The sequence below is a fragment of the Micromonospora sp. ABR4_055 genome (genome assembly GCF_056160425.1).
Genome location: NZ_JBSWXD010000129.1, coordinates 1 through 20,216, shown reverse-complemented (window position 1 = coordinate 20,216; position 20,216 = coordinate 1). Strand labels below are relative to the sequence as shown.

Here is a 20,216-nt window from a genome sequence, read left to right as displayed (position 1 = left end):
CCCCCCCCCCCTCCCCCCCCCCCCCCCCCCCCCCCCCCCCCCCCCCCCCCCCCCCCCCCCCCCCCCCCCCCGCGGCGCTGTCGGTGGCTGCGGTTACGCTCGTCGGACGGTGGCCCGCAGGCCACCGTCGTTGCCCTGCCGGTCGGTCCTGCCCGCCGGCGAGGTGGGGCACCGTTGGCCGGCACCGGGAGTTCGACGCGTTGACTGCACAACCTGAGACGCTGTACGGAGCAGACGACCTCACCCACCTGGAAGGGCTGGAGGCCGTCCGCAAGCGGCCCGGCATGTACATCGGCTCAACCGACAGCCGGGGTGTCGGCCATCTGCTCAACGAGATCCTCGACAACTCCACCGACGAGGGCGTCGCCGGTCACGCCAGCCGGGTCGAGGTGACCCTGCACGCCGACGGCTCGGTGCAGGTCGATGACGACGGCCGGGGCATCCCGACCGACGTGCACACCCGGTCCGGGCTGTCCGGGGTCGAGCTGGTGCTGACCCGGCTGCACGCCGGCGGCAAGTTCGGCGGCTCCGGTTACAAGGCGTCCGGCGGCCTGCACGGGGTCGGCGCGTCGGCGGTGAACGCGCTCTCGCTACGGTTCGACGTGCGGGTCAAGCGGGCCGGTCGGGTGTCGGAGATGTCGTTCCAGCGGGGCGTCCCGGGGGCCTTCGACGGCCCCGGCCCGGCCGCCGGTTTCACAGAGCAGTCGGGGCTGCGGGCGGTCGGCCGGATGAAGCGCGGTGAGGCTACCGGCACCTCCATCCGCTACTGGTACGACGCCCGCTACTTCGACGCCGGCGCCGCACTCGACGTGACGGCCGTGCGGACCCGACTGCGCAACACCGCCTTCCTGGTGCCCGGGGTCACCTACGTGCTGCGCGACGCCACCTCCGATGAACTGGTCGAGGAGGTGTACCACCATCCCCGTGGCCTGGTCGAGATGGTGGAGTTCCTCACCCCGAGCGGGGACCGACCGGTCAGCGGCACGCTGTTCATCACCGGCACCGGCACCTACAAGGAGAACGCCGCCGACGCCAACGGCGTGATGCAGTCCGACGTCGAGCGTCGGGCCGAGGTGGAGGTCGCCCTCGGCTGGGGCACCGGCTACGAGCGGACCGTCGAGTGCTTCACCAACACCATCCGCAACGTGCACGGCGGCACCCACCGGCGGGGTTTCGAGCGCGGGGTGACCCGGGCCGTCGTCGACGCGGTACGCAACAGCCGGGGCCTGCTCAAGCCCAAGGAGGATCCGCCGACCGTCGACGACGTGCTCGAAGGCATGACGGCCGTGGTGCACGTGCGGATCCCGGAGCCCCAGTTCACTTCGCAGACCAAGGACGAGCTTTCCACCGCCGGCATCACCCGGGTGGTGCAGACGGTGGTGGAGCGGCACATCAAGTCCTGGGTGGAGGACCGCCGGACCCGTACCGAGGCCCGGACCGTGCTGCAGAAGGTGGTCGACGCGGCCCGGGTCCGGCTCACCCAGAAGCAGCAGAAGGACGCCGCCCGGCGCAAGACCGCCCTGGAAGGGGCGTCCATGCCGCCGAAGCTGGTCGACTGCCGGTCGACCGGCCTGCAGCGCAGCGAGCTGTTCATCGTGGAGGGCGACAGTGCGCTCGGCTCGGCCCGGATGGCCCGGGTCGCCGAGTACCAGGCCCTGCTGCCGATCCGGGGCAAGATCCTCAACGTGCAGAAGGCCAACCTGGCCGACACGTTGCGCAACGCCGAGGTGGCGGCGATCGTCCAGGTCCTCGGCGCCGGCACCGGGCGCACCTTCGACCTGGCCGCCATGCGGTACGGCCGGGTGATCCTGATGGCCGACGCGGACGTCGACGGCTCGCACATCCGGACCCTGCTGATCACCCTGTTCGCCAAGTACCTACGTCCGGTGATCGAGGCCGGCCGGCTGTACGCGGCGATGCCCCCGCTCCACAAGATCACCACCAAGGGCCGGAACGCGGAGACCATCTTCACCTTCACCGAGGCCGAGATGGAGCAGACCGTACGGCGACTGGAACGGGCCGGGCGACAGGTCGTCACCCCGGTTCCCCGGTTCAAGGGCCTCGGCGAAATGGACGCAGACGAGCTGTGGGAGACGACCATGAATCCGGCGACCCGCTCGGTACGCCGGATCACCCTGGCCGACGTGGAGGTCGCCGACCGCACCCTGGAGTTGCTGATGGGGGAGAAGGTCGAGCCGCGCCGCAACTGGTTGATCGACTCGGCCGGCCGGGTCGACCAGGAGAGTATCGACGCCTGAGCATGACCCGCTCGATCGAGGAAGCGCTGGAAACGTAGAGATGGCACGCAGCAAGAGCAAGCAGTCCGGGGTCGACCTGTCCGCGTTCGACCAGGCCGGCGCCCGGATCATGGACAACCCGCTGGAGACCGAGATCCAGGACTCCTACCTGGAGTACGCCTACTCGGTCATCTACGCCCGGGCCCTGCCCGACGCCCGGGACGGGCTCAAACCGGTGCACCGACGCATTCTCTACTCGATGAGCGAGCAGGGTCACCGCCCGGACCGGGGCTACGTCAAGTCGGCTCGGGTGGTGGGCGACGTGATGGGCAAGTTCCATCCGCACGGCGACACCGCGATCTATGACGCGATGGTCCGGATGGCACAGCACTTCTCGCTCAACGTGCCGCTGGTCGACGGGCACGGCAACTTCGGCTCCCCCGACGACGGTCCGGCGGCCAGCCGCTACACCGAGGCGCGGATGTCCCGCCCGGCGATGCTGCTCGTCGGCGAGCTCGACGAGGAGACCGTCGACTTCAAGCCCAACTACGACGGCTCGCTGACCGAGCCGAAGGTGTTGCCGGCGGCCTTCCCGAATCTGCTGGTCAACGGGGCGTCCGGGATCGCCGTCGGGATGGCGACCAACATGATCCCGCACAATCTCGGTGAGGTCGTCGCGGCCACCCGCTGGCTGATCCGCCATCCCGACGCGAGTCTCGACAAGCTGATGGAGTTCGTCCCCGGCCCGGATCTGCCGACCGGTGGTCTGCTGCTCGGCCTCGACGAGGTGCGGCGTGCGTTCGCCACCGGGCGTGGGGTGGTGCGGATGCGCGCCAAGGTGCAGATCGGTCTGCTCGAGGGCAGCCGTGGGCGGCAGGCGATCACGGTGACCGAGCTGCCCTACGGGGTCGGCACCGAGCGGATCATCGAGAAGATCACCGAAGAGGTCAACAAGACCAAACGGCTGCAGGGCATCGCCGACGTCAAGGACCTGACCGACCGGGAGAACGGCACCCGCCTGGTCATCGAATGCAAGATCGGGGTGAACCCACAGGCGTTGCTCGCCGATCTCTACCGGCTGACCCCGATGGAGCAGTCGTTCGGCGTCAACAACCTGGTGCTGGTCGACGGGCAGCCACGTACGCTCGGGCTGAAGGAGCTGCTGGAAGCCTTCCTGGCCCACCGGTACGACGTCGTCACCCGACGCAGCCTCTACCGACGGAGCCGTCGCCAGGACCGACTGCATCTGGTCGACGGTCTGCTGATCGCGCTGCTTGACATCGACCGGGTGGTGCGGCTGATCCGCGGCAGCGACGATGCGCAGGCGGCGCGGGACGCGCTGATGGCCGAGTTCGGGCTGACCGCCGTGCAGGCCGGCTACATTCTGGACACCCCACTGCGTCGGCTGACCCGGTTTGACCGGATCGAGCTGGAGGCCGAGCAGGATCGGCTACGTGGCGAGATCGCTGAGCTGTCGCGGATCCTCGACGACCCCGCGGCGCTGCGCAAGCTGGTATCCGACGAGCTGGCCAAGGTGGCCAAGCAGTTCGCCACCCCCCGGCGGACCACCCTCGTCGACGGTGACCTCAAGGAGGTGCTGGCCGCCTCGGTCCCGGCCGGCCCGCTGGAGGTCGCCGACGACCCCTGCCAGGTGATCCTGTCCGCCACCGGGCTGGTCGCCCGCACCGTCGCCGAGAGCGAGGAGTCGGTCGAGGACGCCCGGCGCAACAGCCGGGCCAGGCACGACGCGGTACAGGCCGTGGTGCCGGCCACCGCCCGTGGCCAGGTGCTGCTGATCACCAGCACCGGCCGGGCGGTCCGTACCGATGTCCTGCCACTGCCGGTGCTGCCGCAACGGTCCGGAACGGTATCGCTGTCCGGCGGGATGCCGGTTGCCGAACTGCTGCCGTTGAGCGCGGGTGAGCAGGTCGTCGGCCTGGCTCCGGCCGCCCAACGGGATACGCCGGGACTCGCGCTCGGCACCCGCCACGGCGTGGTGAAGGTGTGCGCGCCGGACTGGCCGGTACGCGCCGACGAGTTCGAGGTGATCGGTCTGCGCGACGGCGACGAAGTCGTCGGGGCCAGTTGGCTGACCGACGGCACCGAGAGCCTGGTGTTCGTCACCACCGACGCGTCGCTGCTGCGGTTCGCCGCGAAGCTGGTCCGTCCGCAGGGGCTCAAGGGGGGCGGCATGGCCGGGATCAACCTCGCTGCCGACGCCCGGGTGCTGTTCTTCGCCGCCGTGCGGACCGACGACCCGGTACACGGCGAGCCGATGGTGGTCACCTCCACCGGGAACAACGTCAAGGTCACACCGTTCGCCGAGTATCCCGCGAAGGGTCGGGCCACCGGTGGGGTCCGGGTGCAGCGGTTCCTCAAGGGCGAGTCGGGGCTGGAGCTGGCCTGGGTGGGTTCCCGCCCGGTCGGTGCCACCCCGTCCGGGGAGTCGGTGGCGCTGCCGCAGCTCGATCCGCGCCGGGACAGTTCGGGCACCCCGGTGATGCTGGCCCCGCAGGTCGTCGGTCACCTGCTGGAACGCGGCTGACCACCGACCGCAGGTCCGGCGTTGGCGGCCGACCCCGCTCCGACCGGGACCCCGGCCGGGGGACCCGACCGGGACCGAGTCACCAGTCCAGTGGGGTGGCGGCCAGCCGGCGGTCGTACCAGGCGCGGATCGCGGCGACGGTGTCCGCCGGCAGTGGGCCGTCGGCGGCACCGGCGATGCTGCTGGTGAGCTGGGCGACCGACCTGGTTCCCGGGATCACTGTCGACACCGCGTCGTAGCTGAGCAGGAAGCGCAGCGCGCCGGCGAGCACCCCGACACCGGCCGGCAGCAGCGACCGGAACTCGTCGACCAGGCCGGCGCGCACCGCGACGTCCTCTCGCGACCAGCGGTCCCGTACCCCGGCGAAGACGCTGTCGGCGTGGTACCGGCCGGAGAGCCAGCCGGACTCCAGCGGCACCTTGACGATCGTGCCGGCACCCCGGTCGCGGGCCCGGCCCACCGCCGGCCACGGCTCCTGGTAGAGCGCTGACAGCCGGACTTCGAACGCGGTGGAGTCACTGGTGGACAGCACGAGGTCCAGATCGGCGCTCCAGTCCACCGAAGCGCCGTACGACCGGATGACGCCCTTGTCCCGCAGCCGGTGCAGCACCTCGTAGTGGTCGCTGCGGCTGCCGTCGAGGATCTCTGGTGGCGGGTTGTGTAGCACCACGATGTCGACGTGGTCGACGTTCATCCGGCGGGCGCTGCGCTCGACCGACGCCTCAATTTCGCTGGCCGACCAGTTTTCGGTGCCGTCGGGAAGATAGCCAAACTTGGTGCAGATCACTACCTCGTCCCGTCGCCGGCCGGCGAGGGCCCGGCCGATGTTGGGTTCGCTGCGGCCGTCCGCGTAGCCCGGCGCGGTGTCGATGAAGGAGACGCCGTGGTCGAGCGCGGTGTGCACGATGCGGACCGCCTCGGCCTCGTCCGGCCCGTCCGGCCAGTGCGACGATCGGCCCAGCTGCCAGGCGCCGAGACCGATAGCGCTGACCCGCATTCCGGTGGAACCAAATGGTCGTGTCTGCACAGGCGAACCCTTCACGTCGGAGCACCGTTGACTGTTCGACAGCGTATCGACATCGGTGCGTTCACGCGGCCCCGGCGCAGCTGTCCCGGCCGGCCCTATGACCGCCGCCCGGGTCCGGTCCGGCCCGGCCGTACCCGCCAGCCCAGCAGCCCGAGCCCACCGAGCGCCAGCAGCACGTACAGGTTGCTGTAGACCAGCCCCGGCCCGGAGAAGTGCAGGTCCCACCCGCCCGGACTGGCCAGCACCCAGCTCGTGCTGCCCACCAGGACCAGCCAGCCGGCGGCGGACGCGAGGATCGCCCACCGGCGGCCGGACCACCGTTGGTCACCGGCGAGGACCAGCAGCGCCGGCACCCACCAAACCCAGTGGTGGTGCCAGGAGACAGGGGAGACCAGCAGTCCGGTGGCCGCGCAGGCGAGCACCGCCAGCAGTTCGTCGCCGGCACGTGCGCAGCGGACCGCGACCGTCATCCCGGCCGCGCCGACTAGCACCGCGAGCACCAGCCACGGCAGACCGGGCCGTGGTTCGTCCAGCGCCCGGGTCACCGCACCGGACAACGACTGGTTCAGGATGGTCCGGGGATCCCCGGTGACCCGGTCGGTGTCCAGCAGCCCGCCGGTCCAGAACCAGGTCGAGTCGGTCGGCCGCCAGGCGAAGCCGACGCCGATCGTGGCGGCGAACGCGACGGTCGCGGTGGCGGCGGCCCGCAGCCGCCCGGTCAGCACCAGGTAGCCGATGAAGATCAGCGGCGTGAGTTTGATCCCGGCGGCGACACCCACCCCGAGCCCGTGCCACCGGCCGCCCCGGCCGGCGACCAGGTCGACCAGCACCAGCCAGGTCAGCAGCAGACCCACCTGGCCGACCTGCAGGTGACCGGTCACCGCGAAGATCGGCAACGCGCCGACCAGCGCACCAGCCGTCCACAGCGGCCCCAGCCGGGCGGGCGGCCCGATCCACCGCAGGGTCAGCCGGATGATCGCGACCAGCATCACCACACTTGCCGCCGTCCAGCCCGCGACAGCGACCGGCATCGCGACCACGGCCAGCGGCTGCATCAGCAGCGCGGCGAACGGCGGGTAGGTGAAGCCGAGCGCGATGCCGTCAGGGGTATGGTGGACCGCCTGGTACAACTGCCCGTCACCGCTGGCGGCCGCGACCGCACCCGCCCGGTACGCGGCCAGGTCACCCCAGAACAGGCCGGTGGTGTGGTGCAGCACGCCGGCGGCGACGCCCAGCACGGCGGCGAACGCCCCGCCGAGCAGCCAGCTGCGTACTGCCGGCCGTCGCCCGCCCACCGGCGCGGCCCTTACGCGGGCCACATCCGACGGTAGGGCATCCGACGGTAGGGCATCGCGGGCGGTCACGACCGGCCACTGCACGCCGGATCGGCGGCACCCAGCACCAGCACGCTGCCCACGCCGTCCGCCCCGCCGACAAGCTCATCGTGCACCGGCAGCCCGCAGCTACGGGCCCGGGACAGCAGCTCGCGGCCGGTGTCGGTGGTCCCGTCGTACACCCAGACCAGCACCCGGCCACCCGGTCTTAGCAGGTCGGCCGCGCGGTGCAGCAGACCGACCGCGTCGTCGACGCTGAAGTAGTAGAGCACCTCGCGGAACAGAACCACGTCATAGCGCTCATCGGTCCGGTACGTCAGCAGGTCCGCGTCCTCGAAGGAGGTGTCCGGCCGGCGCAGCGCGCGGGCCCGGCGGATCGCCGCCCGGCTGATGTCGACACCGTGGTAGTGCCGGTACCCGCCGGGCGGCAGCGCCAGATTGACGGTCGTACCGCAGCCCAGGTCCAGGATGCGTGGTCGCGACGTGACCCGTTGAGCGAGTTCCAGCGGGACGCGGTCACGCCCCTGGTCGAGATATCGCCACAACCCCAGCGCGTACTGCAGGTCCCACAACACGGCGTTCACCCGGGGGTACGGGCGGACCAGCACCGTCAGCGGCCAGTTGAGCGCCCGAGCGGCGATCCGGAACAACGGGTGGGCCATCACGCCTCCTCGGCGGCGGTAGGGCGGTCAGGGACCGGGACGAACCGCAGCCCGCGGTACAGCAGCCGGGGGATCACGGTGCCCAGCGCGGCGATGGTCTGCGACCGGTCACCGCCGCCGTCGTGGCAGAGCAGCACGTGACCGGAGCCGGCGCGCGACAGGGTACGGGTGATGTGCCCGACGCCGGGTTCCTTCCAGTCGCTGGAGTTGACCGTCCAGTCGACCGGGGTCAGCCCGGCGTCAACGGTGGCCGCCAGCACCCGCGTCGACCATCCGCCGCTGGGTGCCCGGAACAACCGGGCGGTGACTCCGGTAGCGTCGTGAATTCGTTGCTGGGCATGGTTGATCTCGCGGTGCAACCGGTCGGCGTCGAGCGCCGCGAACGGCATCGGGTGGCGCAGCGAATGGTTGCCGATCCGGTGGCCGGCGGCCACGATCCGTCGGGCCAGCTCCGGGTGTTCGGCTACCCGGTCGCCGATCAGAAAGAAGGTCGCCGGCACCCGGTGCCGGGCGAGGAGATCCAGCAGCGCGGGGGTCCAGCGGGGGTCCGGGCCGTCGTCGACGGTGAGCGCGACCGCGCCGGCTCCGACCCGGAACACCGGCCAGCTGCGCCGCGCCGACGGGGTCACCGGCCGTAGCCGGTGAAAGGTCCGTACGCCGAGGAAACCGGCCTCCAGCGCTTTCGCCCGCAGTGTCGGCAGCTGGTTCACCGGCTCGTCCCTGGGGCCAGTCGACGGGTCGGGCCGAAGTCCGAGTCCAGCAGGAACCGCACCCCGCCGACGGTGCCGCCGCAGACGATGGCCAGGTGGACCAGGAAGTGCAGGCAGAGGAACAGGGCGAGGAACGCGGTGCCCCGCTCCCGGCGAACGAAGCCGACCAGCCCGGGGTCGGCGACGACGAACCAGGCCAGGGCGAGCCCCGGCAGGACCAGCAGCACCGGGGTCAGCACGGCCAACGGCAGGGTGCCGAGCACTGCGGCGGCGGCCAGCACGCCGCCCGGCCGGTTGGCCCGCAGCCCGGCGGGGCCCCGTTCCCGTACCGCCACCGGCACCAGCATCTGCGAGCGGCCGAACTGCTTGCGCAGCATCGGCCAGAGCCGGCTGTCGTCGTCGTGTCGGCAGGTCACGTCGGCGGACAGCCAGATGCCGTGCCGGTCGGCCATCCGATCGCTCAACTCGACGTCCTCGGAGGCGCGGAGCCGTTCGTCGAAGAACCCGACGTCGTCGAAGACCGAACGGCGGACCGCGCACAGCGCGAAGATCGCGGTGCGTACCCGGCCGGTGTTGCGGATCCGCCAGTAGTGGGCGTGCAGCAGCCGGTACGCCTCGACCGGGCCGTCGTCGTACAACGGCTGGGTGAGGTACACGCCGTGGACACAGTCGATGTCCGGCTCGTCGGCCATGATCCGCAGCGCGGTGGCGATTGCGGTCGGTGTCGGTGCGCAGTCGGCGTCGACGAAGAAGACCACGTCGCCGGTGCTCGCCTTGATCCCGCGGTTGCGGGCGGCGGCCGGGCCGCTGTTGACCAGGGTCTGCAGCAGCCGTACCGGGAACCGCCGGGCGATCTCCCGGGTCCGGTCGGTGCTCGCGTCGTCGACGACGATCACCTCCACCGGAGGGTGTGTCTGCCCGTACACGGCGCCCAGACAGGCATGGAGGGTCCGTTCGCTGTTGTAGGCGGGAATGACGACCGATACGTGCGGGGGCACGGACACCACCTTGTCGAATGTCGGGACCGCCGGGAAGTGCGTCACCGTGACTGGCCGAGACGATAGTCGTAGTGACGGTCACGGTCAATCTTCTGGATACCGTGCTCCAGTGCCGATCCAGTCGTCTTACAGTCGTCATTCAGTACCCGTCGGCACAATTGCAGGGGCTCCCGGCGGTGCTCCGCGTTCCTCTGGAGTCGCCGCCAGTTCTGGAGAAAGGCTCGATAGGTGTCTGATCTGTTCACCGTCGATGATTGCGACGAGCTCTCCGTCAAACAGGTGCACGATCTGTACCGGCGGTACGTCAACCGGAGCCAGGTCGGTCTGATGACGTCCTTCGGTTTCGGTCGGGAGTTGGTCGACCGCGCCGAAGGCGCCTACCTGTACCTAGGGGACGGCCGTCGCATCCTCGACTTCACCGGCGGGGTCGGCGTACTCAACCATGGACACAACCATCCCCGCATCCTGGCGGCGCGCCGCCGGTTCGCCGAGCGGCAGCGGATGGAGGTGCACAAGACCTACTTCTCGCCGTACGTCGCCGCGCTGGCCCACAACCTGGCCGAGGTGCTGCCCGGTGACCTGAACATGTCCTTCTTGCCAAACTCGGGCGCCGAGGCGGTCGAGGGCGCGGTCAAGCTGGCCTACAAGGTCCATGGCGGGCGACGGAACACCATCCTGCGTGCCGACATCAGCTTCCACGGCAAGCTTCTCGGCTCCGGCAGCCTGACTGGCGGAGCGCAGAACCATTTCAAGTTTCCCGGCATTTCCGGTGTCGTGACATTCGGTTACGACGATCTCGAATCGGTACGCGCCGCGGTCGCAGCGCATCCCGACGACGTCTACGCGATCCTGATCGAGCCGTTCAGTGCCTCCACCATGCGCTGGTGCTCGGAGGAGTTCCTGCGTGGCCTTCGTGACCTGTGCACCGAGCACAAGATCGTGCTCATCTTCGACGAGATCTACACCGGCTGGGGAAAGACCGGCAGCCTGTTCTACTTCATGCGCTATCCCGGACTCCTGCCGGACGTGCTGACCACCTCGAAGTCGTTCGGCGGCGGCAAGTCGTCCATCTCGGCGTACGTCGCCCGGGAAGGAATTTTCCGCAAGGCGTACGACAACCCGATGGACGCGCTGATGCATTCGACCTCGACCACCTACTACGGGTTCGGTGAGGAATGCGCCACCGCGATCGAAGCGGTCAACATCGCCGTCGAGGACGACTACCCGGGCCAGGCCCGCCGAATCGAGCAACTGCTGGCACCCGGCCTGCGGCGGATCGCCAAGCAGCATCCGGACGCGGTCGCCGACGTCGCCGGATCGGGCGCGCTCTGGGGGGTGTTCATCGACGGCGGTCCGAAGGTGCTGGACCTGGCCGCGAAGCTGGCACCCGCCGGCCTGGCCCGGGATCCGCAGCTGCGGACCAAGGTGGTCACCTGCGCGGTGATCAACGCGCTCTACCGCGACCATGACATCTACTCCTACTACACCCTCAACGGCGCCAGCCCGCTCGTGGTCGGCCCGCCGCTGGTCGCCTCCGACGACGACGTCGAGTACTTCCTGGACAGTCTGGACAAGGTCCTCGACCAGGGCCTCAACCGGCTGCTGACCCGGTTCGTGGCGCAGAAGGTCGGCTCGCTGTGGTGATCGCCGTGACCGGTGCCGCCGGCATGCTCGGCTCGTCGGTGGTGGCAAGGCTGGTTGCTGACGGCGTCGAGGTGGTCGGACTCGACCTGCGGGAACCCGCACCGGGCACCGCCCCGCCCGACTACCGGCACCTGATCGGCGACGTGCGGGATTCGGCCGCGCTGAGGCAGGCGCTGACCGGAGCCGACGCGGTCGTGCACTGCGCCGCCGCGCTGCCCAGCTACCCGGCGGCGCAGATCCGCTCCATCGTGGTCGACGGCAGCCGGGCGGTGCTCGACGCGGTGCGTGCCGCACGGGTGCCCCGGCTGGTCTACATCTCCTCCACCGCGGTCTACGGGCTGCCCCGACAGGTGCCGACGCCGGAGGAGCACCCGTACGCGCCGGTCGACCCCTACAGCACCGCCAAGGCGGACGCCGAACGGCTGGCGGTCGGCTACCGTGGCGCCGACCTGGTGCTGCCGGTGCTGCGGCCGAAGACGTTCCTCGGCCCCGGCCGGATGGGGCTGTTCTCGATGCTGTTCCAGTGGGCCCAGGAGGGACGCAACTTCCCGGTGCTCGGCGACGGCCAGGTCCGGATCCAGATGCTGCACGTCGCCGACCTGGTCGAAGCGGTGGTCACCGTGCTGCGGGCACCGGCCGAGGTCGCCAACGACACGTACAACATCGGCGCCGCCGAGTTCGGCACGCTGCGCGAGGACTTTCAGGCGGTGCTGGACGCCGCCGGGCACGGCAAGCGGGTGGTCGCACTGCCGGCCCGGCCCGCCCTCGCCGCCCTCGGCCTGCTGGAACGCACCAAGTTGTCCCCGGTGTACGGCCGGCTGCTGCACAAGCTGATGGACGACTCCTACGTCGATATCGGTCGGGCCCGGCGGCGACTCGGGTTCAGCCCTCGGTACAGCAACCGGGACGCGGTGCTGGAGACGTTCCGGTGGTGGCAGGGGCAGCGGACGAGCGGTACGCCGGCCGGTGCCAGCGGCCGTACCAGCCGCGACCCGTGGCGGCAGGGCGTGCTCGCCGCCGCCAAGGTCTTCTTCTAGCCAGGAGGTGCCGATGCCCGCTGTCGAGGTCGCGGCCGAGCCGACATCGGTGTCCGCGACACCGGTGGCACCGCCGGATGCCCGCCCGTCCCGGACCGGACGGTCCGGGTGGACGGCGCGCGGCGTGGCCGCCCGGATGGTGCGGACCACCGTCGACCTTGCCGCGCTGACCCGGCCGCAGCAGTGGCCGAAGAACCTGCTCGCCGTTCCGATCGCGCTGCTGGACGCCCCGGTCTGGACCGCCGCCACGCTCGGCCGGGTCGGCTGGGCGGTGCTGCTGTTCACCCTGGCGTCGTCGCTGGTGTACGTGGTCAACGACGTCGCCGACCGGCGATTGGACGCCGGTCACCCGTCGAAGCGGTCCCGACCGGTGGCCAGCGGCAGGATCCCGCCAGCCACCGCCTGGCTGTTCGGTGCCGCGCTCGCCGCCGCACTGGCGGCCGGCGTCGTCGCCGGACCTGCCCTGGCCTGGTGGCCGGTCGCCGGCTACCTCGTGCTCAACCTGGCGTACAGCCGGTGGCTCAAACACGTCCCGCTGGTCGACATCTGCGTGGTCGCCGCCGGCTTCGTGCTACGGGTGCTGCTCGGCTACGCGGCGACCGCCGGCCCGGTCTCGGCCTGGCTGCTGACCACCGTCTTCGCCACCTGTCTGCTGCTGATCCTTGGCAAACGCCGGCAGGAGCTCGCCGTCGACGGTGCCGCGCACCGCCCGGCGCTGCGCGGCTACAACCTCAACCTCGCCGACCAACTGCTCACCGTGAACGCCACCGTCGCGGTCATCGGCTTCCTGCTCTACCTGCACTCGGACGCGCCGGTCGGTGTGTACCGCAACGCCCTGCTGCTGAGCGCCGTACCGCTCGTGCTGTTCGGGATCTCCCGCTACCTGCAGGCGGTGCTGGTCCGTCGGGGCGGCGGCGACCCGGTCCGGACCGTACTGCGGGACCGCCTGATCGTCGTCGCCGCCGCGCTGCTCGCCGCCAGCGTCGGTATCGCCCTGCTCGCCGCCCAGTACCCGTCGTCCTAGCGAATCCTTTCCGAAAGTGGTCTCTTCCTATGCCTGACCCGCTCGTGTCGGTCATCGTGCCGAACTACAACTACGCCCGGGCGCTGGGGCTGTGTCTGTCCGCGCTGCGCGCCCAGACGTACCCCCACCTGGAGATCATCGTCGTCGACGACCGCAGCACCGACGACTCGGTGGTGGTGGCCGAGTCGTACGGCGTTCGGGTCGTGCAGACCCCGGTCAACGGCGGTCCCTCGGTGGCCCGCAACCTCGGCGCGGCCAACGCCAACGGGGAGATCCTGTTCTTCGTCGACTCGGACGTGGCCGCCAAACCCGACGCGGTGGCCAACGCGGTGGCGCTGCTCACCGAACGGCCGGAGATCGGTGCGGTGTGCGGCAACTACGACCCGGTGCCGCTGATCCGCGACAGCCTGGTCGAGGAGTACCGCTGCATGCAGCAGTCCTACTGGCTGATCGCCGACGAGGGGCGCATCCACACCATGTACACCGCGCTGCTGGCGATGCGTGCCGAGGTGTTCACCGAGATCGGGCCGTTCAACCCGCGCCTGCGCGAGACCGAGAACGCTGACTACGGGTTCCGACTGGCCAGCCGGTACGAGATCTGGCTGACTCCGGCGGTGCGCGGCGTGCACGACCACGACCACGAACTGCGGGTGATGATCCGTAAGGTCTTCACCCGCACGATGTTGCACATCCCGATGTACGCCCAAAATCCCACCTTCCCCGGCGGGCTGCGCAGCGGCCCCCGGGCGTGGAGCAGCGTCGCCGCACTGCTCACCGTGCTGACCGCCGTCCTGCCGCTGCTGCTCGGTCCCTGGTGGAGCCTGCTACCGGTGGCCGCGTTGGCTGGCTTCGTTGCCTGCGACTGGCCGATGTACCGGTTCGTCGCGGCCCGCCGCAACCCGCTGTTCGTCGGCTACTTCGTCGCCATGCACTTCCTGATGAACGTGGTGATGGGCGTCGCCGCGGCCGTCGGCTTCGCCAGCTACCTCACGTCGCGGGCGTTCCGGCGGCTCTACGACAAGCCGGCCGAGGCGGTGTGACATGTCGACTCCACTGGTCTCGGTGATCGTGCCGAGTTACAACTACGCCGACTCGCTGGCGGTGTGCCTGCAGGCGATCGCCGACCAGAGCTACCCGGCGATCGAGGTGCTGGTTGTCGACGACCGCAGCACCGACGATTCGGTGGCGGTCGCCGAGGCGCAGGGCGTACGGGTGATCGCGTTGGCCGACAACGGCGGCTGCGGCCGGGCCCGCAACATCGGCGTCGCCAGCACCAGCGGCGAGATCCTGTTCTTCGTCGACGCCGACGTGGCGATGGCCCCCGACGCGGTTGCCGAGGCGGTCGCCATTCTGCAGGCTCAGCCGGAGGTCGGCGCGGTCTGCGGCATCGAGGACCCGGAGCCGCTGCTGCACGACACCGCTGTCGCCCGCTACCGAGGGCTGCAGTACCACCACTGGTCGGCCAGCGGCGAGGGCAACGTCACCTTCCTGTTCCCGGCGATGTGCGCCATCCGACGCCGCGTCTACCAGGAGGTGGGGCCGTTCAACCCGGCGCTGAAGCAGACCGAGGAGGTCGACTACGGTTACCGGCTGTCCCGCCGTCACCAGCTCCGGTTGACCTCCCGGGTCCGCGGCCGGCACGATCACGACCACCAGCTGGTGCCGTTGCTGCGCAAGCTCTTTCACCGGGCCCGGCTGCGAATCCCGCTGTACGCCCGGGCCCGCCGGTTCGCCACCGGATTCGAGACGGCGTCGCGAGCCTGGGGCAGCCTGGCGGCGGCCGCCGCAGTGCCGGCGGTGGCGCTGCCGGCGCTGCTCGGTCCGCTGTGGTCGGTGGTGCCCCTCGGGTTGTTCATCGCTTCGGTCGCCGCCGACCGGCCGATGTACGCTCTGGCGCACCGGCTGCGCGGAGTCCCGTTCCTGATCTTCTTCGTCGCAGTGCACTTTGTGGTCAATGTGACTATCACGGCGGGAGTGGCGGTCGGTACGCTGCAGTGGCTGGTGTCCCGGCCGTTCCGACAGCTCTACGACAGCACCTTCCCCGCGGAGGCCACCGTATGACCGCTCAGGCCGCTGCCGCCGGTGACGTCGCACCGGCCGAGGCCGGCCCGGTCGACATGACGCCGGGCACCGGCGACGGTCCGGCCGAGGCGACGCCCACCGGCGGCGGCTCAGCAGGGCTGGGACCGTGGGGACGGTGGTGGCGCCGCTGGCTCGGCCGGGTGTTCCTGACCGGCTCGGCGGCCTGGCTGGCGTACGTGCTGGCCCACCGGCTGCTCAGCGGGCGCGTCTGGTGGTGGGTACTCGCCGAGCTGATGCCGCCGGTGATGTTCGTCGCCGTACCGCTGCTGTTCGTCGCGGCGGCGGCCGGCTGTCGGCGGACCCGGCGCCCGGCGGCGCTGATGTGCGCCGTGTCGCTGCTGGCCGGCGCCGGACTGGCCGGAATCAACCTGCCCGGTCCGCTGCGGTCGACGCCGCAGGTGCCGCCGGACGCGTTACGGGTGCTCTCCTGGAACACCGGGTACTGGCACACCACCGACCGGGCCGACGACTTCTACCGAATGTTGCGCGACCAGCGGGCCGACGTATACCTGCTGCAGGAGTACATCGCCGAGGTCGACGGCGTGATCGTGCCGGTCGACGACCTCGACCGGCTGCGCCGGGAGATGCCGGGCTTCCAGGTGGCGGTCATCGGTGAGCTCGTCACCCTGTCCCGGTACCCGATCGTCGCCCAGACGCCGCTGGAGGCCGACGGACTTCCCCCGGCCCCGGATGCTTTCACCGACTTCTGGCGCTACCAGGTGCTCCGCACCGACGTGCGGGTCGGTGACCGGGTGCTGTCCACCTACAACGCGCACCTGCCGGTGCCGTTGTGGGCCGGCGGCCCCAGCCTGTTCAGCGAGGAGTTCCACCGGACGGTCCGGGAACAGCACCAGCGTCGGATACCGCAGTTCCGGGCGCTGGCCGCGGACGTGGCGGGCAACGACAACCCGGTGGTGCTGGCCGGGGACCTGAACACCAGCCCCGCTATGGGTGACCTGCGCCGCCTGCCGACCGGCTTGCGCGACGCCGAGTCGGCCAGCCGGTCCGTCTACCTCGCGTCGTGGCCCACCGAACAGGTGTCGTCCTGGAGACTGGACTGGGCGCTGGTCTCCGCCGGAGTCACCGTGCACCGGTACGAGTTCGGCGACGCCCGGGGCATGTCCGACCACCGGCCGCAGACGCTGTGGGTGTCATGGTGACCGGGTACCCGACAGTGTCGGTGGTGATCCCGACATACAACAAGGCAAAGACCCTGGCCGACTGTGTCCGCGCCGTGTACCGCCAGACCTGCCAGCCGGTCGAGGTGATCGTGGTCGACGACGCCAGCACCGACGGATCCCGGGAGATCGCCGCCGGGCTGCCCTGCCGGTTGATCTGCCTGCCCACCAACCAGGGGGTGTCCGCCGCACGCAACGCCGGTGCGGCGGCGGCCGTCGGTGAAGTGCTGTTCTTCGTCGACTCCGACATCGCGCTTGCGCCGGACGCGGTCGGCAACGCCCTGAGGGTGCTCCGGGAGCATCCCGGGTGCGCGGTCGTGCAGGGCATCTACGACGCGGAGCCGCTGGCCGCCGACGGCCCGGTGGAGATCTACAAGACCCTGTTCGAACACTACTGGCGGCGGCAGCGTGACGGCGTCGCGGATGCCACGTTGTTCGCGTTGACCGCGATTCGGCGGCAGGCGTTCGACGACGTGGGCGGCTTCGACGAGCGGCTGCGGGACGCGGAGGACATCGAGTTCGGCACCCGACTGCCCGCCCGGTACGAGATCCGGATGAGCGCCGACGTGGTGGGCCGGCACGATGACGTCGACCGGCTGCTGCCGTTCCTGGCCGAACACGTCCGCCGAGCGGTCGGCTACGGGGCGTTGCTGGTCGGCGTGCTCGCTGCTGACGACCGACATCGGGTGCACCGCGCCGGTGGGCACCGGCCCGACACCACGCGTCCCGCTTCAGGCGTCGACGTCGCTGCAGTGACCGCGATGCTGTGCTGCGCGGCGACGGCCGTGACCCTGCCGCTGGCCGTCGTCGCCGGCTGGCTGTTGGCGGTGCCGGCGGCCACCTTCACCGTCTTCGTCCTGGTGGACGGGGCTCTGTTCCGCTTCGTCCGGCGCCGGAAGGGAAACCGGTTCCTGGTGTTCTTCGTCGCGATGCACTTCCTGATGCACACCACCCAACTGGCGGGGATGACCGTCGGATTCGCCGCCGGGCTGGTGCGCTCGACCCGTCGCCGACCGGGCCGGTCGGCCCCGGCACCGGAGACGGGCCGGTGACCGCCCGTGTCGACGAGGCCGGCGCTACGGTGCCGGGCCGTCCGCAGAGCGCCGTGACGTCGTCCGGCCGGTGGGGTCGTTGGTTGCGGGTGTTGAACCGGGTGCTCGTCGTCGTGTTCATCGCCCTGCTGGTGGTCGGACTGGTCACTGTGCTGCGGACCCAGGACTGGGCACCGGTTCGTGAGCTGGCCGGGTCCCTCGACCCGGTCGCCGTCTACCTCACCGTCGGCGGTGCCTTCGCGGTCAACTGCGTCGGACTGGTCTTCGGGGTGCTGTCCTGGCGGGCGCTCTTCGTCGACCTGGGCGCCCGGGTCGACACCTGGACCGCGGCCCGGATCTTCTTCGTCGGCTTCCTCGTCAAGTTCGTGCCCGGGCGCTTCGTCGCGTTGCCGGTGCTGGTCCGGATGGGCAAGGCGGTCGACGTCGGTCCGGTCCGCCTGGCCTCGGTGTTCGTACTCAGCTGGAGCATCGTCGCGCTCACCGGGCTCACCGTGGGAATTGCCGCCGGCCCCTCCGTCGCCGGCGGCGGGATGTGGTGGATAGCCGCCGCCGCGCTGCCGGTTGCCGTCCTGCTGATCCGGCCCGACCTGCTCGATCGCGGTATCCGGCTGGCCGCCCGGGTGCTGCGCCGGCCCGAGCCGCAGGTCCGGGCCTCAGCCGGTGGGGTGCGTCGGTCCATCCTGGCGCAGTCGCTGTCGTGGATCATCTCTGGCCATCACCTGTGGCTGCTGGCGGTCGTCGCCGGGGCACCGGCCGGCCGGTCGTACCTGATCTGCGTCGCGGGGTTCGCGCTGGCCACCGTCACCGGATTGCTGGTGATGGTGGCGCCGGACGGCATCGGCGTGCGCGAAGCGGTGCTCGCGTTGGCCCTCGCGTCGGTGATGCCGTTGCCGCTGGCCGGAACCGTGGTATTGGCCAGTCGGTTGGTCTGCGTGCTCAGCGACGTCGCGGTCGGAGCCGGCGGGCTGCTGCTCGCCCAGTACCTGCACCGGCGACGGAGGGCGGGCGCCGTGCTCAGCGACCCGGTGCCGGTGCGCTGAACGCGACCTGGGCGCCTGAGGCGCTACCGGGCTCGGCGTCGGCCCGCTCACGGTCCGCGGCGCTCAGCCGGGCCCGAATCTGCTCGGCCTCGGGAGCGCCGATCGCGCTGAAGTGGGCCAGCGCGTGGCACCAGTGGTCCCATACCTCGTCGGGGGTGGTGCGACCGTGGTCGGCGTCGGCCAACCGCTGCCCGGCACGGGCCAGTCCGGCGTGCGCCCGGGCCTGCTGCGCCCGGTCGCCGATCTGCGCGGAGAGCGACAGCGCCTGCTGGTAGTGGTCGCGGGCCGCGGTGGCGTGGCCGACCTCCATCAGCGCGTTCGCGAGTCCGACCAGCGCGGACGCCGCACCCATCGGCTGACTGGTGTCCCGGTAGATCTCCAGGGCCTGCCCGTGGTGGTCGGCGGCGGCCCGGAAGCTGCCCAGTCGGGCGTGCAGCTGGCCCAGCGAGTCCAGCGCGAACGCCATCCCCACCCGGTGCCCGATCCGTCGGCACAGGGCGATCGCGTCGGACAGGTGCTCGGCCGCCTCGGCGTAACGGCCCTGTAAAACGGCGATCCAGCCGAGGTTGCCCAGCGCCATCGCCTCACCGTGCGCCTCACCAGCTCCCCGGAGCAGGCCGAGCGCCTCCCTCAGATGGGCGGTGGCCTGGTCGTACTGGCCCTGCTGGCCATGGAAGACGCCGAGGTTACCCAGCGCGCGGGCCTTCCCCGCGCGTTCGCCGGTTTGCCGGTAGAGCACCAGCGCCCGCTGCAGGTGGTCGGCGACCAACTGCCGGTGCCCCTGCATCCCGTACAACACGGCGATGTTCGTCATCATGTGCGCCTGCGAGTCCCGGTCACCGATGATCTCGGCCGCGAGTAGACCGTGGTGGTGCACGGTGACCGCTTCCGGGTAGTGGCCGGCGCCCTCCAGGTAGCGGAAGATGGTGAGCACGAGCCGCCGGGCATGTTCCGGCCAGCCGTTCCCGGCGGTGTGCACGACGGCGCCGACCAGGTTGGCCCGTTCCTGCTCCAGCCAGGCCCGGGCCGCAGCGGCGTCGAGCAGCGGCCGCGCGGCGACGCTCGGGCCGGTCACCGCCGGCCGCCGGTGGCGCTCGGCGGGGAAGAGCAGGTCCATGGCAGCTGCGGCGGTGTGCAGGTAGTGGTCGAACAGGATGGTCATCGCCCGGTGCCGGTCGACCGGTGAATCCTGCTGGCCGGCGAGGTCCACGGCGTACGCCCGGAGCAGGTCGTGCATCCCGTAGCGGTGGCCGGGCCCACGTTCGATCAGGTGGGCGCGGGCGAGCAGCTCGAGCAACCGCCGGGCGTCGGGCACCGAGGTGGCGGTGATCGCAGCGGCGGCGTGCGGCTCCAGAGCAGGCCCGGGATGTAGCCCCAGCAGCCGGAACGCGCGGGCGGCGTCGGCCGGCAGGTGCAGGTAGGACCAGGAGAACACCGCGCGTACGCCGGTGCGTCGGTCGCCACCGGCATCGAGCAGATCGAGGCGCCGGTGCTGATCGGCGAGTTCACGGACCAGCTCGACCAGAGGCGCGGTGGGGGGGGGGGGGGGGCGGGTCGCTTGCCCACCCCCCAGAACGGCGGGAAAGGGAAAAAGGGGCTGAATGGAAACACAAGGGAGTCTTTTTTCCACTTTTCCTGGCACACAA

17 protein-coding genes are annotated in these 20,216 nt (G+C 71.0%); 10 read left to right on the top strand and 7 right to left on the bottom strand.

The window, feature by feature from the left end; genetic code table 11:
- Positions 1 to 212 (bottom strand): hypothetical protein (locus ACXAHD_RS24360; protein WP_475053397.1); only part of this gene is annotated, 212 nt, incomplete at its 3' end.
- On the opposite strand from ACXAHD_RS24360, the gene ACXAHD_RS24355 reads away from it, so the two are divergent.
- Entirely contained in the window at positions 201 to 2,258 is a 2,058-nt protein-coding gene (locus tag ACXAHD_RS24355) for a DNA gyrase/topoisomerase IV subunit B (protein WP_289212764.1), read from the top strand. The two genes, ACXAHD_RS24360 and ACXAHD_RS24355, sit on opposite strands and share 12 nt — an antisense overlap.
- Positions 2,259 to 2,298: 40 nt before the next feature.
- Complete coding sequence (locus tag ACXAHD_RS24350; protein WP_281554691.1) at positions 2,299 to 4,782, top strand: DNA gyrase/topoisomerase IV subunit A; 2,484 nt, start codon at positions 2,299 to 2,301, stop codon at positions 4,780 to 4,782.
- Between the two features lie 79 nt (positions 4,783 to 4,861).
- Here ACXAHD_RS24350 and ACXAHD_RS24345 read toward each other — a convergent pair whose 3' ends face one another.
- The 5 genes from ACXAHD_RS24345 to ACXAHD_RS24325 form a co-directional block, all read right to left on the bottom strand.
- Positions 4,862 to 5,779 (bottom strand): aldo/keto reductase, encoded by a 918-nt coding sequence (locus ACXAHD_RS24345; RefSeq protein WP_281554692.1) that lies wholly within the window; start codon positions 5,777 to 5,779, stop codon positions 4,862 to 4,864.
- Between the two features lie 125 nt (positions 5,780 to 5,904).
- A complete protein-coding gene (locus ACXAHD_RS24340; RefSeq protein ID WP_281567355.1) occupies positions 5,905 to 7,104 on the bottom strand; it encodes a glycosyltransferase 87 family protein in 1,200 nt (399 codons plus the stop codon).
- 65 nt (positions 7,105 to 7,169) lie between these two features.
- Complete coding sequence (locus ACXAHD_RS24335) at positions 7,170 to 7,805, bottom strand: class I SAM-dependent methyltransferase (protein ID WP_281554694.1); 636 nt, start codon at positions 7,803 to 7,805, stop codon at positions 7,170 to 7,172.
- Positions 7,805 to 8,515 carry a polysaccharide deacetylase family protein gene (locus ACXAHD_RS24330; RefSeq protein WP_281554695.1) on the bottom strand — a complete coding sequence of 237 codons (711 nt, stop codon included), beginning with the start codon at positions 8,513 to 8,515 and terminating at the stop codon, positions 7,805 to 7,807. Before ACXAHD_RS24330 ends, ACXAHD_RS24335 begins: the two co-directional genes overlap by 1 nt.
- Positions 8,512 to 9,522, bottom strand: a complete 1,011-nt coding sequence (locus tag ACXAHD_RS24325) for a glycosyltransferase family 2 protein (protein WP_348650122.1) — start codon at positions 9,520 to 9,522, stop codon at positions 8,512 to 8,514. Before ACXAHD_RS24325 ends, ACXAHD_RS24330 begins: the two co-directional genes overlap by 4 nt.
- A gap of 318 nt (positions 9,523 to 9,840) precedes the next feature.
- On the opposite strand from ACXAHD_RS24325, the gene ACXAHD_RS24320 reads away from it, so the two are divergent.
- Genes ACXAHD_RS24320 through ACXAHD_RS24285 form a run of 8 tightly spaced genes read left to right on the top strand, consistent with a single transcriptional unit; the run spans position 9,841 to position 18,570 of the window.
- The gene (locus ACXAHD_RS24320) at positions 9,841 to 11,157 is read left to right on the top strand and encodes an aspartate aminotransferase family protein (protein ID WP_289213574.1); all 1,317 of its coding nucleotides are present in this window, start codon (positions 9,841 to 9,843) and stop codon (positions 11,155 to 11,157) included.
- Positions 11,151 to 12,194: an NAD-dependent epimerase/dehydratase family protein gene (locus ACXAHD_RS24315; RefSeq protein ID WP_289212765.1), complete on the top strand. Its 1,044-nt coding sequence runs from the start codon at positions 11,151 to 11,153 to the stop codon at positions 12,192 to 12,194. The genes ACXAHD_RS24320 and ACXAHD_RS24315 overlap by 7 nt, the downstream gene beginning before the upstream one ends.
- A gap of 13 nt (positions 12,195 to 12,207) precedes the next feature.
- Positions 12,208 to 13,218 (top strand): UbiA prenyltransferase family protein, encoded by a 1,011-nt coding sequence (locus ACXAHD_RS24310; protein ID WP_281554698.1) that lies wholly within the window; start codon positions 12,208 to 12,210, stop codon positions 13,216 to 13,218.
- A gap of 29 nt (positions 13,219 to 13,247) precedes the next feature.
- On the top strand, positions 13,248 to 14,258 hold the full coding sequence (locus ACXAHD_RS24305; protein WP_281554699.1) for a glycosyltransferase family 2 protein: 1,011 nt from the start codon (positions 13,248 to 13,250) through the stop codon (positions 14,256 to 14,258).
- A 1-nt stretch (position 14,259) separates the two neighbouring features.
- Complete coding sequence (locus tag ACXAHD_RS24300) at positions 14,260 to 15,279, top strand: glycosyltransferase family 2 protein (protein WP_475053390.1); 1,020 nt, start codon at positions 14,260 to 14,262, stop codon at positions 15,277 to 15,279.
- Entirely contained in the window at positions 15,276 to 16,460 is a 1,185-nt protein-coding gene (locus tag ACXAHD_RS24295; protein ID WP_281554701.1) for an endonuclease/exonuclease/phosphatase family protein, read from the top strand. Before ACXAHD_RS24300 ends, ACXAHD_RS24295 begins: the two co-directional genes overlap by 4 nt.
- 23 nt (positions 16,461 to 16,483) lie before the next feature.
- On the top strand, positions 16,484 to 17,530 hold the full coding sequence (locus ACXAHD_RS24290; RefSeq protein ID WP_475053388.1) for a glycosyltransferase: 1,047 nt from the start codon (positions 16,484 to 16,486) through the stop codon (positions 17,528 to 17,530).
- On the top strand, positions 17,527 to 18,570 hold the full coding sequence (locus ACXAHD_RS24285) for a lysylphosphatidylglycerol synthase domain-containing protein (RefSeq protein ID WP_281554703.1): 1,044 nt from the start codon (positions 17,527 to 17,529) through the stop codon (positions 18,568 to 18,570). The genes ACXAHD_RS24290 and ACXAHD_RS24285 overlap by 4 nt, the downstream gene beginning before the upstream one ends.
- On the opposite strand, the gene ACXAHD_RS24280 is transcribed toward ACXAHD_RS24285, so the two are convergent.
- Positions 18,545 to 20,216, bottom strand: a 1,672-nt coding sequence (locus ACXAHD_RS24280; RefSeq protein ID WP_475053385.1) for a tetratricopeptide repeat protein, incomplete at its 5' end; no start/stop codon positions are given. The genes ACXAHD_RS24285 and ACXAHD_RS24280 overlap by 26 nt on opposite strands.

Excerpts from the sequence above, each read along its gene's own strand:
- ACXAHD_RS24320 (WP_289213574.1), top strand. The coding sequence starts at position 9,841 with ATGACGTCCTTCGGTTTCGGTCGGGAGTTGGTCGACCGCGCCGAAGGC.
- ACXAHD_RS24335 (WP_281554694.1), bottom strand. The coding sequence starts at position 7,805 with ATGGCCCACCCGTTGTTCCGGATCGCCGCTCGGGCGCTCAACTGGCCG.
- ACXAHD_RS24345 (WP_281554692.1), bottom strand. The coding sequence starts at position 5,779 with ATGCGGGTCAGCGCTATCGGTCTCGGCGCCTGGCAGCTGGGCCGATCG.
- ACXAHD_RS24310 (WP_281554698.1), top strand. The coding sequence starts at position 12,208 with ATGCCCGCTGTCGAGGTCGCGGCCGAGCCGACATCGGTGTCCGCGACA.
- ACXAHD_RS24295 (WP_281554701.1), top strand. The coding sequence starts at position 15,276 with ATGACCGCTCAGGCCGCTGCCGCCGGTGACGTCGCACCGGCCGAGGCC.
- ACXAHD_RS24305 (WP_281554699.1), top strand. The coding sequence starts at position 13,248 with ATGCCTGACCCGCTCGTGTCGGTCATCGTGCCGAACTACAACTACGCC.
- ACXAHD_RS24350 (WP_281554691.1), top strand. The coding sequence starts at position 2,299 with ATGGCACGCAGCAAGAGCAAGCAGTCCGGGGTCGACCTGTCCGCGTTC.
- ACXAHD_RS24300 (WP_475053390.1), top strand. The coding sequence starts at position 14,260 with ATGTCGACTCCACTGGTCTCGGTGATCGTGCCGAGTTACAACTACGCC.